This window comes from Micromonospora sp. URMC 105 (assembly GCF_051386295.1).
In the GTDB taxonomy this organism is placed as follows: domain Bacteria; phylum Actinomycetota; class Actinomycetes; order Mycobacteriales; family Micromonosporaceae; genus Micromonospora.
In genome coordinates this window covers 171,806-187,429 of record NZ_JBPQTL010000002.1, presented here as the reverse complement: position 1 = coordinate 187,429, position 15,624 = coordinate 171,806, and the positions used below count along the sequence as shown (strand labels likewise).

Sequence of the window (15,624 nt, the reverse complement as noted above, 5' to 3'; positions counted from 1 at the left end):
CCCTCCAGATCCCACCCCCGATTCGTCGGAAAACCACCCACCGCATCCACACCATCAGCCACCAACCGCCACAACTGCTCCGGCGACGACACCCCACCCGGGAACCGACACGCCATCCCCACGATCGCGACCGGCTCATCGGCGGCGACGGTGAGCCGAGCCGGCCGCCGCTGGGCCTCGTCGGTGCCACCGACCTGGGCGAGCAGGTAGGTGGCCATGGCCGTCGGGGACGGATGGTCGAACACGGCGGTGGCGGGCAGTCGCAGGCCGGTCGCGGCGTTGAGCCGGTTGCGCAGCTCCACGGCCCCCAACGAGTCCAGACCCGCTTCGCGGAAGGCCTTGTCGGTCTCGATGCCGGCGGGTGAGGCGTGACCGAGCACCGCCGCCGTCACCGTTCGCACCAGGGCGAGCACACTGTTGTGCCGCTGTTCGGCGGACAGCGCCTCCACCTGCCGGGCCCAGTCCGTCCCTTCGCCCGAGCTGCCGGCCTGGCTCGTCCGGCGCGGCCGGCGGCGGACGAGTCCGCGCAGCGGTGGCGGCGGCGGGTCGTCGTCGGCCCGCAGCCGGGCCAGGTCGAACGTCGCGGGCACCAGCAGCGGTGCGGCGTCGGCCAGAGCGGCGTCGAACAGGGCGAGGCCGCGCTCGGGGGTCAGCGGTACGACGCCGCCGCGGGCCCAGCGGGCCAGGTCGGCCGGGGACAGGGTGGCGCCCATGCCATGGCTGCCGTCCCACAGTCCCCAGGCCAGCGAGGTGGCCGGCAGCCCCGCGGCGGCGCGGTGGGCGGCCAGCGCGTCGAGGAACGTGTTGGCGGCGGCGTAGTTTCCCTGACCGGCCGTGCCGAGGATCCCGGACACCGACGAGAACAGCACGAATGCGGTGAGCGGCAGGTCCCGGGTCAGCTCGTGCAGGTGCCACGCGGCGTCCACCTTCGGTCGCAGCACCGTGCCGAGCTGCTCGGGGGTGAGCGCCTGCACGGTCGCGTCGTCGAGCACCCCGGCGGTGTGGACCACGGCGGTCAGCGGATGTTCGGCGGGGATGTCCTGGATCAATCGGGCCAGGGCTGCCCGGTCTGCGGCGTCCACCGCGGCCACGGTGACCCGGGCCCCCTGCTCCTCGAGGTCGGCCACGACGGGCCGGACATTCGGGCTGTCCGGCCCGCGCCGGCTGGTCAGCAGCACGTGCCGCGCCCCGTGCCGGCTCACCAGGTGCCGGGCCAGCAGCGCGCCGAGACCGCCGGTGCCACCGGTGATCAGCACCGTGCCGTCGGGGTCGAAGCTGGTCTCCGTCTCGCCCGCCACCGGCTGCCGGCGAGCCAGCCGTGGTACGTACAGGCGTCCGTTCCGCACCGCGACCTGCGCCTCGCCGCTGGCCACGACGGCCGGCAGCAGCTCGGCGTCGGCGCCGTCCGGCAGATCGACGAGTACCAGCCGGCCGGGATGCTCGGACTGGACCGCCCGCAGCAGGCCCCAGAGCGGGGCGTGGGCCAGATCGCGCACTCCCTCGCCGGGACCGGCGGCCACGGCACCACAGGTGGCGACCACCAGACGGGCGCCGGCTCGCTCCTGTGCCAGCCAGCGCTGGACCAGGTCCAGCGCCCGCCGGGCGGCGGCGTGCGCGCCCTCGGGGAGGTTGCCGACGGCGGTGTGCGCGTGCAGCAGGGCGACGTCGGCTCGCTCGGCCTCGCTGAGATCGTCGTCGACGATCTCAACCCACCGCAGCTCGTCCGCCGTCGGGGTGGTGATCGGCGTCCAGTCCACCGTGAACAGGTCGTTGCGCGCGTCAGCCGGGTGGACGGCTCGCCCGCGTCGGACCGGACGCAGCGACAGGGACCCGATGGTGGCCACCGGCGCCCCGGTGCCGTCGGTCAGGGTGAGTGAGACCGCGTCGGTGGCGACGGGGGTGAGCCTGGCCCTCAGTTCGGTGGCCCCTACCGCGTGCATCTGGGCGGCCGACCAGGCGAAGGGCAGCCGGATCTCGTCGTCCCCGCCGCCCTCCATCAGGTCGAGGACCAGCGGGTGCAGCACGGCGTCCAGCAACGCGGGGTGGATGCCGAAGTGGTCGGCGGCCTCGTGGTGCTCCTCGGGGAGGCGGACGTGCACCAGCAGGTCACCGTCGAGACGCCAGGCCGCGGTGAGGCAACGGAACGCGGGGCCGTAGTCGTAGCCCGATGCGGCCAGCCGCGGGTAGGCGTCGGTGAGCGGCACGGGTTCGGCACCGGGCGGTGGCCACTGCGAGGACTCCGGCGCCGGCCCGAGCGGGTCGGCGACCGCCGTCAGGACCCCTGAGGCGTGCCGGGTCCACGGCTGCGGGTGCTCCCCGGTGTCGGGACGCGAGTGCAGGGCGAAGGGGCGGCCGCCGTCCGCGTCGGCAGCCCCGACGCGGACCTGCAGGCGCACCGCCGCGTCGTCCGGCAGGACCAGTGGCGTCTCCAGCGTCAGATCCTCCACCCGCGGATGGCCGACCCGGTCGCCGGCGGCGAGCGCGAGTTCGAGCATCGCCGTCGCCGGGAGCAGCACCTCGCCCTCGATGGTGTGGTCGGCGAGCCAGGGGTGGGTGCGCGGGGACAGCCGGCTGGTGAGCACGACGTCGTCACCGTCGGCCAGCTCGACGGCGGTGCTGAGCAGCGGATGGCTGGCGGGATCGAGACCGAGGCCGCGAGCGTCGGTGCGGGGCTGCGGCGCCAGCCAGTAGTGCTCGCGCTGGAACGGGTAGGTGGGCAGATCCACCACCGTGGCGTCGGGGAAGAACGCGGCGACGTCGACCGCCGCGCCGGCGGCGTGAGCCTGCGCCAGCCCGGTGACGAACGTGTCGACCTCCGGCCGGCCGGCCCGCTGCAGGCCGATCACCGTCGCCGGGTCGTCGCCGAGCGACTCGCGGGCCATGGCGGTGAGGACCGTGTCGGGGCCCAGCTCGACCAGGACGGTGCTGCCCTGCTCGCGAAGCGCGAGGACGGCGTCGTGGAACCGTACGGTGCCCCGCAGCTGGCGCACCCAGTGGTCGGCGGAGGCCAGGACCTCGGCGTTGACCGGCGCGCCGGTCAGGGTCGACACCACGGGTACGGTCGGCGGCCGGACGGTCAGCCCGGCGGCGATCTGCCGGAACTCGTGGAGCACCGGGTCCATGTGCGAGGAGTGGAAGGCATGGCTCACCGAGAGGCGGCGGGTCCGGCGTCCCCGGTCCCGCCAGCCGGCGGCGACCTGCTCGGCGGCGTCCTCGTCGCCGGAGACGACCACCGACGAGGGGCCGTTGACCGCGGCGATGGCGACCCGGTCGCCGAACCCGGCCAGGGACTCGGCGATCTCGGCCTCGGTGGCCTGGATCGCGATCATCGCGCCGCCTGCGGGTGCCGCCTGCATCAGGCGGCCCCGCGCGGCGACCAGTGCGGCGGCGTCGGGCAGGGAGAGCGCACCGGCCACATGCACCGCGGACAGCTCGCCGACCGAATGGCCGGCGACCAGGTCCGGTGTCAGCGCGTACCGCTCGACCAGACGGAACAGCGCCACCTCGATGGCGAACAGCGCCGGCTGGGTGTAGCGGGTCTCGTTGAGCAGGGCCGCCTCCGGCGAGCCGTCGGCTGCGAACAGCAGGTCGCGCAGCGGGCGGTCCAGGTGCGGGTCGAGCGCGGCCACGACGTCGTCCAGTGCGGCGGCGAACGCTGGGAAGGCCTCGGCGAGTTCCCGCCCCATGCCCGGACGTTGCGCACCCTGGCCGGTGAAGAGCAGGGCGGTACGGCCGGTCCGGCCGGCGTCGCCGCGCACGACGTGCGGGGTCTCGGTTCCCTGTGCGACCGCCTCCAGCCCGGCCAGGAAGTCGGCGCTACGCCTACCGAGGACGACGGCGCGGCGGTCGAAAAGGTCGCGGGTGGTGGCCAGTGACCGCCCCACGTCGGCCGGACGCAGTCCGGGCCGATCGACGAGCAGCTCCCGCAGCCGGCCGGCCTGCGCCTGGAGAGCTGGCTCGTCTCGGGCGGAGAGCACCCAGGGAACCGGTGCCGGCGCGGGCTCTTGCGGGCCGGCCGACAGGCCGGTGGCAGCATCGACCGGCTGGCCGTCGCCGTCCACCCGGGCCTCGGTCGCCTGCTCGAGGATGACGTGGGCGTTGGTGCCGCTGATGCCGAAGGAGGACACCGCGGCGCGGCGGGGCCGGTCCCGAGCCGGCCACGGCACCGCCTCGGTGACCAGCGACACCGTCTCCGCCGACCAGTCCACGCGTGGGGAGGGCTGGTCGGCGTGCAGGGTACGGGGCACCAGCCCGTACCGCATCGCCTGCACCATCTTGATGACGCCGCCGACCCCGGCGGCGGCCTGGGTGTGGCCGATGTTGGACTTGAGCGAGCCGAGCAGGACCGGCCCGGCGCCCGCCCGGTCGCTGCCGTACGTGGCGATGATCGCCTCGGCCTCTACCGGGTCTCCCAGCGTGGTGCCGGTGCCGTGGGCCTCGACGACGTCCACCTCCGAGGGTGCGACCCGGGCGTCGGCCAGCGCCTGGCGGATCACCCGCTGCTGTGACAGGCCGTTGGGGGCGGTGAGCCCGTTGGAGGCGCCGTCCTGGTTGATCGCGGAGCCCCGCAGGACCGCCAGGACGCGGTGACCGTTGCGTCGGGCGTCGGACAGCCGCTCCAGCACCAGCAGCCCCACCCCCTCCGACCAGCCGGTCCCGTCCGCCGTCGCGGCGAAGGACTTGCAGCGCCCGTCCGGGGCCAGACCGCGTTGCCGGGAGAACTCGAGGAACATCCCGGGGGTGGCCATCACCGTCACCCCGCCGGCGATGGCCAACGTGGTCTCGCCCTGCCGCAGGGACCGGGCGGCCAGGTGCAGGGCCACCAGCGAGGACGAGCACGCGGTGTCCACCGTCAGGGCCGGGCCGATCAGGCCCAACTGGTAGGCGATCCGGCCGGACATGACGCTGGGCGCGCCGCCGGTCAGCAGGTGGCCTTCGACGGCCTCGGACGCGTCGTGCATCCGGGGGCCGTAGTCGAGCCCGGTGGCACCGACGAAGACGCCGGTACGGGTGCCGGCCAGGGAGCCGGGCCGCAGCCCGGCCCGCTCCACCGCCTCCCAGGCGGTCTCCAGCAGCAGCCGTTGCTGTGGATCCATGCCCAACGCCTCGCGCGGGGAGATGCCGAAGAAGCCGGCATCGAACCGGCCGGCGTCGGGCAGGAAACCCCCGTGGCGTACGTAGCTGTGGCCTGAGCGGCCCGGGTCACTGTCGTACAGGTCCTCCGGCCAGCCCCGGTCGGTGGGGAAGGTGGTGACGGCGTCGACGCCCTCGGCGACCAGCCGCCACAGCTGCTCGGGGTCGGTCACCCCGCCGGGGTAGCGGCAGGCCATGCCGATGATGGCGATCGGCTCGTCGGTGAGCCCACCGGACGCCGGTGCTGCCACGGCGTCGGCCGCGGAGCTGCCCTCGATGCGTCGGTGCAGGTGGTCGGCGAGGGCCGACGGCGTCGGATGGTCGAACAGCAGCCCGCTGGGCAGCGACAGTCCGGTGGCGCTGCTCACCCGTTCGCGCAGCTCCACGAGCATCAGCGAGTCGAAGCCGAGTTCCCGGAACGGCAGCCCGACCTCCACCGGCCGGTCCGGTGGGTACTCCAGCACCGCGGCGACGTGCTCTGACACCAGATCCGCGACCAGGCGGGCGCGCTCCGCGGCGGGCTGGTCGGCCAGGCGCGCGGCGAACTCGCCACCGGGGGGCGCGTTGCCGTCCTGAGCCGCCGCCCCGGCGTACCCCGTGACATCTCCAGGATGGTGCGGGTCGGGCCGTCCCGTGGCGGCGTCTGGGGTGGCCGGGGTGGCCGGCGTGGTCCCGGCGGACGGCGTGGGCCGGGCGGCCTCGACGGGCGCGGCACCGGGAAGCCAGTAGCGGTCTCGCTGAAAGGGGTACGTGGGCAGGTCGACGTGGCGCCCACCGCTGCCGGCGTACAGGGCTCTCCAGTCGACCGGCACACCCTGCACGAAGACCGACGCGAGCGCCGACAGCACCGACTCGACCTCGGGCCGGCCCGCCCGTAGGGTGGCCGTCGCCCGTACCGGCGCCTTGCCCGCGACGGTCTCCCCCACCAGGCCCGTCAGCACCCCTGCGGGACCCACCTCGACACAGGTGGACACCTCCCGCGCCGTGAGCGTGTGCACCGCGTCGGCGAACCGCACCGGGCGGCGTACCTGCTCGACCCAGTAGTCCGGTGACACCCAGCGGGCGTCCTCGACGAGGGTGCCCGTGACGGTGGAGACGATCGGCAGCGTCGGTGGATTGCGCCGCAGGTCCGTCACCACCTCGGCGAACCGGGCGAGCATCGGCTCCATCAGGGGCGAGTGGAAGGCGTGGGAGACGGCCAGGCGGCGGACCTTCCACCCCCGTGACTCGCAGGCGGCGACCACAGCGCCGACCCCGGCCTCGTCGCCGGAGACCACCACCGACGTCGGCGAGTTGACCGCCGCCAGGGCGACGGAGTCTCCGCCCAGTTCCAGCAGACCCGCGACGTCGCCCTCCGTCGCCTGCACCGCGGCCATCGCACCGCCGGCCGGTAGGGCCGCCATCAACGCCCCCCGGGCGACCACCAGCCGGACCGCGTCGGGCAGGCTGTAGACGCCCGCCACGTGGGCCGCGGCGATCTCACCGATGGAATGGCCGGCCACCACGTCGGGCCGGACACCCCAGGAGTCGAGGAGCCGGACCATCGCGACCTCGATCGCGAAGGTGGCGATCTGGGTGTAGTCGGTACGGTCGAGCAGCGCGGCCTCCGCCGAGCCCGGCTCGGCGAACAGCACCGGACGCAGGCTCCGGTCGAGCAGCGGATCGGCCAACCGGCACACCTCGTCCAGGGCGTCGGCGAAGACCGGGTACGCCTGGTGCAGTTCCCGTCCCATGCCGGCCCGCTGGGCTCCCTGCCCGGTGAACAGGAAGGCGGTCCGGCCGGACGACGGGGCGACGGTGCCGGTCACCGAGCCTGCGGCGGGTCGGCCGTCGGCGAGGGCGTCGAGGGCGGCAAGCAGGCTGCCGTGGTCCCGGCCGGTGACCACCGCCCGGTTGGTGAAGAGCGACCGGTGCAGCAACGACCAGCCGATGTCGGCGGGGGTGGCCGCCGGATCCGCCCGGACCCGGGCGGAGAGGCGGCGGGCCTGGTCACGCAGCGCGGCGGCGTTTCGGGCGGAGAGCACCCAGGGCACCACCTCCAGCGCCGCCGCGCGCTCCTGCGTCTGCTCCGGGGCGTGCCGTCGATGGCCGGTGACCGGGCTCTCGGCCAGCACGACGTGGCAGTTGGTTCCGCCCATGCCGAAGGAACTGACTCCGGCGAGCAGGGGCTGGTCCGGCTGCGGCCACGGGGTCAGCTCCCGCTGCACGCCGAGGTTGAGCTGCTGCAGCGGGATCTGGGGGTTGGGGGTGTCGAAGTTGATGCTCGGGGGAAGCTGACGCCGCCCGATGGCCAGCAGAACCTTCACCAGGCCGACCAGGCCGGCTGCCCCTTCGAGGTGGCCGACGTTGGTCTTCACCGAGCCGACCGGGAGCGGGCCGGCGCGGCGGGCGGAGCCGACGACGGCACCGAGCGCGGCGGCCTCGATGGGGTCACCCACCGGGGTTCCGGTGCCGTGCAGTTCGACATACTGCACGTCCGCCGGGTCGACCCCGGCCCGCCGGTACGCCTGCCGCAGGACCTGTTCCTGGGCGCTCTGGCTGGGCTGGGTCAGCCCGGCGGTGGTGCCGTCGTTGTTGACCGCGCTGCCCAGGATCACCCCGTGGATGCGGTCGCCGTCGGCGACGGCCCGTTCGAGGGACTTGAGTACGACCACGGCGCCGCCCTCGCCCCGGACGTAGCCGTCGGCGCGGGCGTCGAAGGTGAAGCACCGGCCCGACGGTGACAGCCCGCCGAAGCGCTCGGCGCCGAGGGCGCCCTCGGCGAGGATGTTGAGGTTGACCCCGGCGACGATGGCGGCCGTGGACTGCCCGGAGCGCAGCGCCTCGCAGGCCAGGTGCGCCGCCACCAGCGAGGAGGACTGTGCGCTGTCGACGGTCAGGCTGGCGCCCTGCAGGCCGAGGGCGTAGGACACCCGGTTGGCGATGATGCCTCGGTGCACGCCGACGGCGGTGTGCTGGGTGATGGCCCGCTCGCCGCGTTGGTAGAGCAGGGTGGCGTAGTCGTCACGCAGGTTACCCACGAAGACGGAGGTGGGGGTGCCACGCAGCAGCTCCGGGGCGATGCCGGCGTTCTCCAGCGCCTCCCAGGTCAGCTCCAGCACGAGGCGCTGCTGCGGGTCCATGGTGACGGCTTCGCGGGGGGAGATGCCGAAGAACGCCGCGTCGAAGGTGTCGACCTCGTCGAGGAAGCCGCCGTGACGGGCGCCGGAGGCGGGACCGAACAGAGCGTCGGGTGTCGCGGCGGAGGCCGATTCCCAGCGGTGTGGCGGCATCGGGGTGACGGCGTCGACGCCGTGGTGCAGAAGTTCCCAGAACGCATCGAGGTCCGGTGCCTTCGGCAGCCGGCAGGACATCCCGACGACCGCGATCGCCCCGTCGAAACCGTGGCGTACCTCTGAGGGCGTAGCACCGTACTGACTCGTCATCGCGTTCGATCGCCTTTCTGGCTCGGCCCCTCGGCTCGTCGGTGGTGGCTGGATCCGCCGTAGTCGGGGCACCGACGGGCGGATCGGTTCGTGCATGAGCACTGAGCGTTCAGCTGGATCTGCGGGATTCGGCACGTCGGAGGTGCCGCCGAGGCGCTTCCGGTGCGCGCCGTGCGACGGCTCGCTACCCGTCGCGCCGCAGCGCGGACTGGAATCCGCCGTCGAAGAACAGCAGTCCCGGGCGGTCCGGGCCACGGCCGGCGGCCAGGACGGACCCGACGAAGATCGAGTGGTCGCCGCTGTCGTAGGAATGGACGATTTCGCACTCGAGCCAGGCCAGCGCGCCGGCCAGCAGTGGAGCTCCCGTGTGTTCACCGGCGCGCCAGTGCAGCCCTTCGAACTGCGCGGCGCCCAGCGGTCTGCTCTTGTCGGCGAAGTAGCGGGCCAGTTCGACCTGACCGGCACCCATCACCGAGACGCCGAACAGGCCCGCGGCCGTGATGGCGGCGTGCATCACCGCGGTGTGCGCGACGCAGCACAACACCTGAGGCGGTCGCAGCGACACCGAGGTGAAGGCGTTGGCCGTCATACCGTGCACGTGCTCACCTCCCACGGTGAGCAGGACGACTCCGGTGGCGAACTGCGCCATCACGTCGCGCATCGCGGCAGGAGTCGCGTCCGGCAGCTCCGGCGGCGGCGAATCCTGCCCGACAAGGACATCACCCGATTTCCCGGAAAATGACATCGCGTCCTCTCGTCCACTCAGGTCTCGCTCTGGGTAAGCGGCACGGCGGTAACTGCGCGCGGGCACCGGACGCCAGGCGTCTCAGCCCGGCAATGGGCAGTAGGCGTAGTTGTGGCGGCTGCGAATCTGTGCCGGGAGCGCCCATTTACCCTGGCCGCTTCGACGCTAGTCCACCGTGGCCGTCGCACCCCCATTCCGACGTAACCATCGGAGAAGGCCGGAACAGCATGATCAGTTAGCGGCCGATTACCCGCTCCTTTCCGCGACCCTCGCCACGTGATCCGGTGGTGGCAATCGACGAACAGGGCCGCCCGGCCGGGGACGCAGTTTTGTCGCAAGCGGAAGCGCCCCGCCCGCAAGCTGCGGGCCGGGCGCAATTACCTGCTGCGGCTGACGACCGCCCGGACGGATCAAAGTCGCCGTGGCGGCGGGCGGAGCCGCACGGGTCACCGCGTGGGCAACCACCGCCGCCTCCTGCGCTCCCGCGCAGGCGGTCGACGGCACGCCTCGCGGCGGACAGGGCGGACCCGTCATCCTGACGGGCCCTGCTACGACGCTCTCACCCCGTGCCACTGTTCGCGCTCGATGGTCCAGACGCTCTCGTTGCTCCCGCGAAGACCGAGGGACCTGGCGGCGATCCCACGCATCGACAGCGGGTGCACCCGCCGGTCGTCGGGAAGGGCCCCCAGCAGGGTGCTGAACCGGCCGGCCGGCTGGCCCTGGACCTTGGCCCCCACCGCGAGGAAGTCCAGAAGACGGTTGATGGCCAGTTCGGAGAGGGGATCGAGCGTGATCGTCGCCGCGTGGCGCTGACCGCCGCCCCAGGCCGGCCGCCTCTCCAGCAGCGCGGGCCGGGCCGTCGCCACCACCAGGAGCGGCGCCGACGAGGCCCACCTGGGCAGGTCCTCGATGAAGTCCAGCAGGTCGTCGTCGACGCGGTGCACATCGTCCAGGACCACCACGACCGGCCGCTCCGAGGCGCCGGCCTCCAGCAGCCGCCGCCAGCTGTCGAGCGCGCTTCGGCGATCCACCGCACCGGTCCGCCCCGGCCGTAGCAGCGGAGCGATCCCGGCCAGGACGGACTCTGCGTGCTGCGGTTCCACCAGACGCTCGATCAGGTCGACGAGCTTGGCTTCCGCAACGCCCTCGCAGTCATCGGCCAGGATCTCGCACTGCGCGGCGATGATCTGTGCCATCAGACGGTCGGTGGCCTCCCTCCGATCCGCCGTGGCGGGCGCCGCGCCGGACAGGAACAACACGCTCTGCGGTGAGACCGCCATTCGGCACTCGAACTCCATGACGAACCGGCTCTTGCCCGATCCCGGCTCGCCCAGCACCGTCACCAGGTGCGGCACGGATCGGTGCCGCACCCGTTCCAGCAGGCCACGGAGAAGGTCGAGTTCCCACTCCCGGTCCACGATCGGCGCGGTGTGGTAACCGATGTGCTTCTGGTGGATCCCCTCGACCCGCCAACCGACGCCGCCGCCGTGCACCGCGGTGTATGCGACGACGTCCTCGGTCAGCCTGCGCGTCTCGTCGCAGACGTGGATGCTGCCGTCGGGCACGTGGGACAACATCCTGTGACACTCGTCCACCAAGGCGCCGTTGACGGTGGGAGCGGCGCCGCTCTCCCCCGGGTACCGGACCAGAGCCTCACCGGTGACCACCGCCAGATGGCCGGCCACGGCGCCGACACCCTGACCCACACCGGTGCCGAGCCGCTCGCGGATCGTCATCGCCGCCGAGACCGCGTCGTCAGCGGTGCGCCGCCGTCCGTCCGAGCCGTCGAACAGGACGAGCGAGACGGATCCCAACGAGGCGGCGACCACTCCACCGAAGGACCCGACCACCTCGCGGAGGATTGTCGTAGCCCGTTCCAGGGCCTCGTCCAACCGCGCCTGCTCGGCGGTTGCGGGCTCACCCGCCAGTCGGATCCGAGCCATGACGATGCTCACCGGCCCCCGCCCGACTCGCCCCCAGGACGTGCGCTTGCGCGTCGGCGGCATCAGCTGAGGGACTTCGTCCTGCTCCCCTGTCGGGTCCGCGGATCCCGGGTCGCCCTGCGCGTCCGACGGCGGCGACGCCTGACGCGTCGGCCGGTCCAGCCCGGCTGCCGCGGTCAGGGAGTCGCCGGGTGATCCCACCACGGTCAGCATCGGATCGTGGGTGAGGATGGCGTGTTGCAGGGCACGAAGGTTGTGGCCCGGCTCCAGCCCGAGGCCGTCCACCAACGCCGTGCGAGTACGGGCGTAGAGGTTCAACGCGTCCGCCTGCCGGCCGCACCGGTAGAGGGCCAGCATGAGCTGGCTGCAGAAACGTTCCCGCAGCGGCTCCCCCGCGACCGCCGTCTCCAGTTCGCCCAGCACGGCATGATGACGGCCGCAGGCCAGTTCCGCCTCGAAGAACTCCTCGAGCGCCACCAGTCGCGCGTTCTGCAGGGCGACGACCTCCGACCAGACGATGCCGCCCTCGACGAGATCGGCCAGGGCCGGCCCCCGCCACAGCGCCAGCGCCTCGCGAAGCAGCTCGGCCGCCACGTCCGGGCGGCCGGCGGACAGCTCGGCCCGCCCCTTCGCGGAAAGCTGATGGAAACGGTGTACGTCAATCCGCTCGGCGTCGACACGGAGCATGTAACCAGGGGCCTGGGTCAGGAGCGCCGCCTGTTCCTCGCTCCCACCCTCGGGAGAGAGTATTCCCCGCAGTCCCCACACCGCGTTCTGGAGTATCTTGCGAGCGGACGCAGGGGCCTCCTCCCATGCCCACAGCGCCTTCAACAACTGACTGGTGGGAACGACCCTGTTCGGTTGAAGCAGCAGAAATCCCAATGTGGCGCGTTGCTTTATGCCGCCCAGACCAACGGACCGTCCGTCACGGAAAGCCTCCATTGGACCCAGCATTCGAAAATGCACCGTCGCCCCCCCGACTTCGATGGTGCCAACCGTCACGGTCAGGCACACGTGTACTGCCGTTCATGTCGCATGTCCTGGCTTCAGGAATCGCACCGCACCCGCCGCACGGACCGGGCGACAATCGGGGACTCAGGCGATCGACCCGATATTTTCAGAAGGTCGTCCGGTAGGGCGGGCTCCGGTCGGCTGATTGGTGCCCGAACTACGGCGCGCCGCCTTCCGCAGCGCGCCGCCTTGAGGGCATTGGCTGGCAGCTGTCGGATTGCACAGCCGCCGGCACGTCGTTGCAACAACCCGTGCGATCAACCTCCCTCGATCAGCTACAACGCAAGCCTGCCTCACGGCCACGACACAATCAACTACTTACATGACGGTAAGTGATTACCCTGAGGTGAGAGTGCAGGTGGCGGCGGTCGGCTGCACGAGCGTGCGTCCACGGTGAAGGCCGAAGCAGGGCCGGATCGCCGAATCCCGGGTCAGGTCGGACGGAAGCCCCTGGTTCCCACCACACCGCGTTCAGCCCGGCCGGCTGCTGTCAGCATCGCCTCGGGCCGGCGACCCGTATCCGAGGCCCACCCGTCCCGACGGCCCCCGTGCCGTGCCGGAGCGGCGGACGGCCTTCGCCGGTGCGAGGGGCACCGACGGACGGGGGCTGCGAAGCGTCTCAGCCCGGCGGCCGCGGCTTTCCCGCGGGTGTCGCCACGGAACCGACACCACTGAGCGGATGGCTCGCCGCCCGCACCGGCAGATCGCAGCGCCATGGCGGCGACATCCGGCGCGGACCGGTCCGGCGGGACGGCGCGACGGGCGGCAGCAGCCGGCCGCATCAGTCGGAAGGGACGCTGCAGCCGTGGCGGGGCGGCGTGGCCGAGCCCGGTCGTGCGGTAACGCCGTGATGCCGTGGACCGGAGCAGGATTCAGCTGTGGCGGTCAACATGCGCGCAGGAGCAGGTCTGCGGCACGCTCACCGATCATGACGGCGGTCGCGTGAGTGTGACCGCGGGGGATCTGCGGGACGACCGAGCCGTCTGCCACGTACAGACCCTCGACACCGTGCACCTTCAGGTCGGGGCCGACCACCGCGGCCGGGTCGTCGGACCGGCCCATCCGGCAGGTGCCGACGGGATGGAACATCGTGGCCGCGCGCTCGCGCACCGTGGCCGCGAGCACCTCGTCGCTCATCTCACCCTGCCACGGCGCCATCGGCCCGGCGACCAGGCCACGCAGCGCGCCCGTGCCGAACACCCGCTCGGCGACGCGCACACCCGCGACCAGCGTCGTCACGTCCTGCTCGGCGGAGAGGTAGGCCGGGTCGATCTGTGGTGGGCTCGTGGAGTCCGCGTCGGCCAGTGTGACCCGCCCCCGGCTCTGCGGCTGCAGCAGGACCACCGAGACCGTCAGCCCGGCGGTCTCGTCACCGTCGTCGGTGAACGCGATCGGCACCCAGATGAGCTCCAGGTCCGGCGCGGGACACCCGTCGTGGCTGCCCAGGAAGGCGACCGCCTCGGCCATGTTGGACGTCAGCGGCCCCAACCGATGCTCGTGGTAGGCGCGCAGGTTGTCCTCGGTGTACGCCTCGAGCAGGCGCACCGGACCCGCGGCGTGGTGGCTCACGTCGACAGCGACGTGGTCGTGCAGGTTGGCGCCCACACCGGCGAGGTCGACGTAGGGCGTGATGCCCAGCCCGCGCAGATCCGCAGCCGGACCGATGCCCGACAACATCAGGATGTGCGGCGAGCCGATCGCACCGGCGCTGAGGACCACCCCGCGCCGGGCGAACAGGCGACCACCGGCGTACTCGATGCCCACCGCCCGCCCGTCGGCGAAGCAGACCCGGTGCACCAGCCGTCCGGTCAGGATGGTGAGGTTCGTCCGGTCCTCCACCGGCCGCAGGTATCCGTCGGCCGCACTCCACCGGGCGCCACCCCGTTGGTTGAGCGGGGTCACCGCGTAGCCGGTGTGGTCCGGGCCGCCCAGGCCGCCGGTCAGGTTCCGCAGGCCCAACTCGGCACACGCCGCCAGGAAGCGCGAGGTGCTGGGGTCCGGATCACGCGGTGGGGAGATCCACAGCGGCCCCTCGGTGCCGTAGGTCGAGCCCTGGTCGGGCTCACCGGACCACCGCTCGGCCCGGCGGAAGTACGGCTCGACCGTGTCCCAGCTCCACCGCTCGTCGGTCGCCCCGACCCAGCTGTCGTAGTCGGCGCGGTGCCCCGGCACCCACATCTGGAAGTTGACCGACGACGATCCACCGAGGGTCTTGCCACGCGGCCAGTAGATGTGCCGCCCGCCGAGCTGCGGCTGCCCGACGGTGTTGTATCCCCAGTCGTGGTCGGAGCCGAGCAGCCGCAGTGCGGACATCGGAATCCGGATCTCCGGGTCGGTGTCCGCCGGCCCCGCCTCGACCAGGGCCACCCGCACCGAAGGGTCGGCGGACAACCGGGCGGCGAGGACACAGCCGGCGGATCCGGCCCCCACGATGACGTAGTCGAAGGTCTGTCCGTCCATCGTCGCTCCCTTGCGGCCGTCACGGGTGGGATGGCCCCAGCGCTCCCCGGGGGGATGGAGCGCTGGGGCCGGCATTCGGAGCGCGGTGGTCAGTGCTCGGCGGTGATGCCCTGGGCGAGACCGCCGTCCACGGCGAGTTCCACACCGGTGGTGAAGGTGGCGTCGGCGGCCAGGAACAGCGCGGCGGTGGCGACCTCCTCCGGGGTGCCGATGCGGCCCATCGGGGTGAGCTCGTTGCCCTCCTTCTCGAAGGCCGCCAGTTCCTCCGGCGACAGGCCCGCCGAACCCATGGTGGGGGTCTTGATGAAGCCGGGGCTGACGGCGTTGACCCGGATGCCCTGGGGAAGCAGCTCGGCGGCGAAACCCTGCGACATCGACCGCAGGGCGGCCTTGGTCGCCGAGTAGACCGTCATGCTCGGGGTGCCCATCACGTTGGCGATCGAGGTGGTGAACACCACGGCGCCACCACGGCGGATGGCCGGCGCCAGCCGCTGCACGGTGAAGAACGCCCCCTTGGCGTTGACCCCGAACTGCCGGTCGTACGAGTCCTCCGTCACCTGGTCGAACGGGGCCAGCTCGGAGATCCCGGCGTTGACGAAGAGGTAGTCGATCTCACCCAGCTTCTCGGCGACGGTGTCGGCGAGCACCGCGATGTCGGCGAGGACCGCGGTGTCCGACTGCACCACGTGCACGCCGTCGCCGAGATCGGCCCGAGCCTCGGCCAGGTTCTTCTCGTTACGTCCGGTCAGCAGGACCTCGGCTCCCCCGTCGCGCAGCGCGCGGGCGATGGCCAGGCCCATGCCGATGGTCCCGCCGGTGATGACGGCCTTCTTGCCTGCGTACTTGTTCACGAGTTCATTCCTTAACTTCCGAGCACCACTGACGATGTACTGCCGGTCCGAAAGAC

General features: G+C 72.6%; 5 protein-coding genes. All 5 read right to left on the bottom strand.

Translation table 11 applies throughout. The annotated features are described in order from the left end of the window. Positions 1–8,558 (bottom strand): SDR family NAD(P)-dependent oxidoreductase (locus ACSNN7_RS01345; protein WP_436678633.1); only part of this gene is annotated, 8,558 nt, incomplete at its 3' end. 184 nt (positions 8,559–8,742) lie between these two features. Next, entirely contained in the window at positions 8,743–9,219 is a 477-nt protein-coding gene (locus ACSNN7_RS01340; protein WP_436678632.1) for a flavin reductase family protein, read from the bottom strand. Between the two features lie 632 nt (positions 9,220–9,851). Next, positions 9,852–12,188 (bottom strand): BTAD domain-containing putative transcriptional regulator, encoded by a 2,337-nt coding sequence (locus tag ACSNN7_RS01335; protein WP_436678631.1) that lies wholly within the window; start codon positions 12,186–12,188, stop codon positions 9,852–9,854. A gap of 954 nt (positions 12,189–13,142) precedes the next feature. Then, positions 13,143–14,717 carry a GMC family oxidoreductase gene (locus tag ACSNN7_RS01330; protein ID WP_436678630.1) on the bottom strand — a complete coding sequence of 525 codons (1,575 nt, stop codon included), beginning with the start codon at positions 14,715–14,717 and terminating at the stop codon, positions 13,143–13,145. An 89-nt stretch (positions 14,718–14,806) separates the two neighbouring features. Next, on the bottom strand, positions 14,807–15,568 hold the full coding sequence (locus tag ACSNN7_RS01325) for an SDR family oxidoreductase (RefSeq protein ID WP_436678629.1): 762 nt from the start codon (positions 15,566–15,568) through the stop codon (positions 14,807–14,809). Positions 15,569–15,624: the final 56 nt, after the last annotated feature.

Coding starts and splice junctions, on each gene's coding strand:
- ACSNN7_RS01340 (WP_436678632.1), bottom strand. CDS start 9,219: ATGCGCGACGTGATGGCGCAGTTCGCCACCGGAGTCGTCCTGCTCACC.
- ACSNN7_RS01335 (WP_436678631.1), bottom strand. CDS start 12,188: ATGGAGGCTTTCCGTGACGGACGGTCCGTTGGTCTGGGCGGCATAAAG.
- ACSNN7_RS01330 (WP_436678630.1), bottom strand. CDS start 14,717: ATGGACGGACAGACCTTCGACTACGTCATCGTGGGGGCCGGATCCGCC.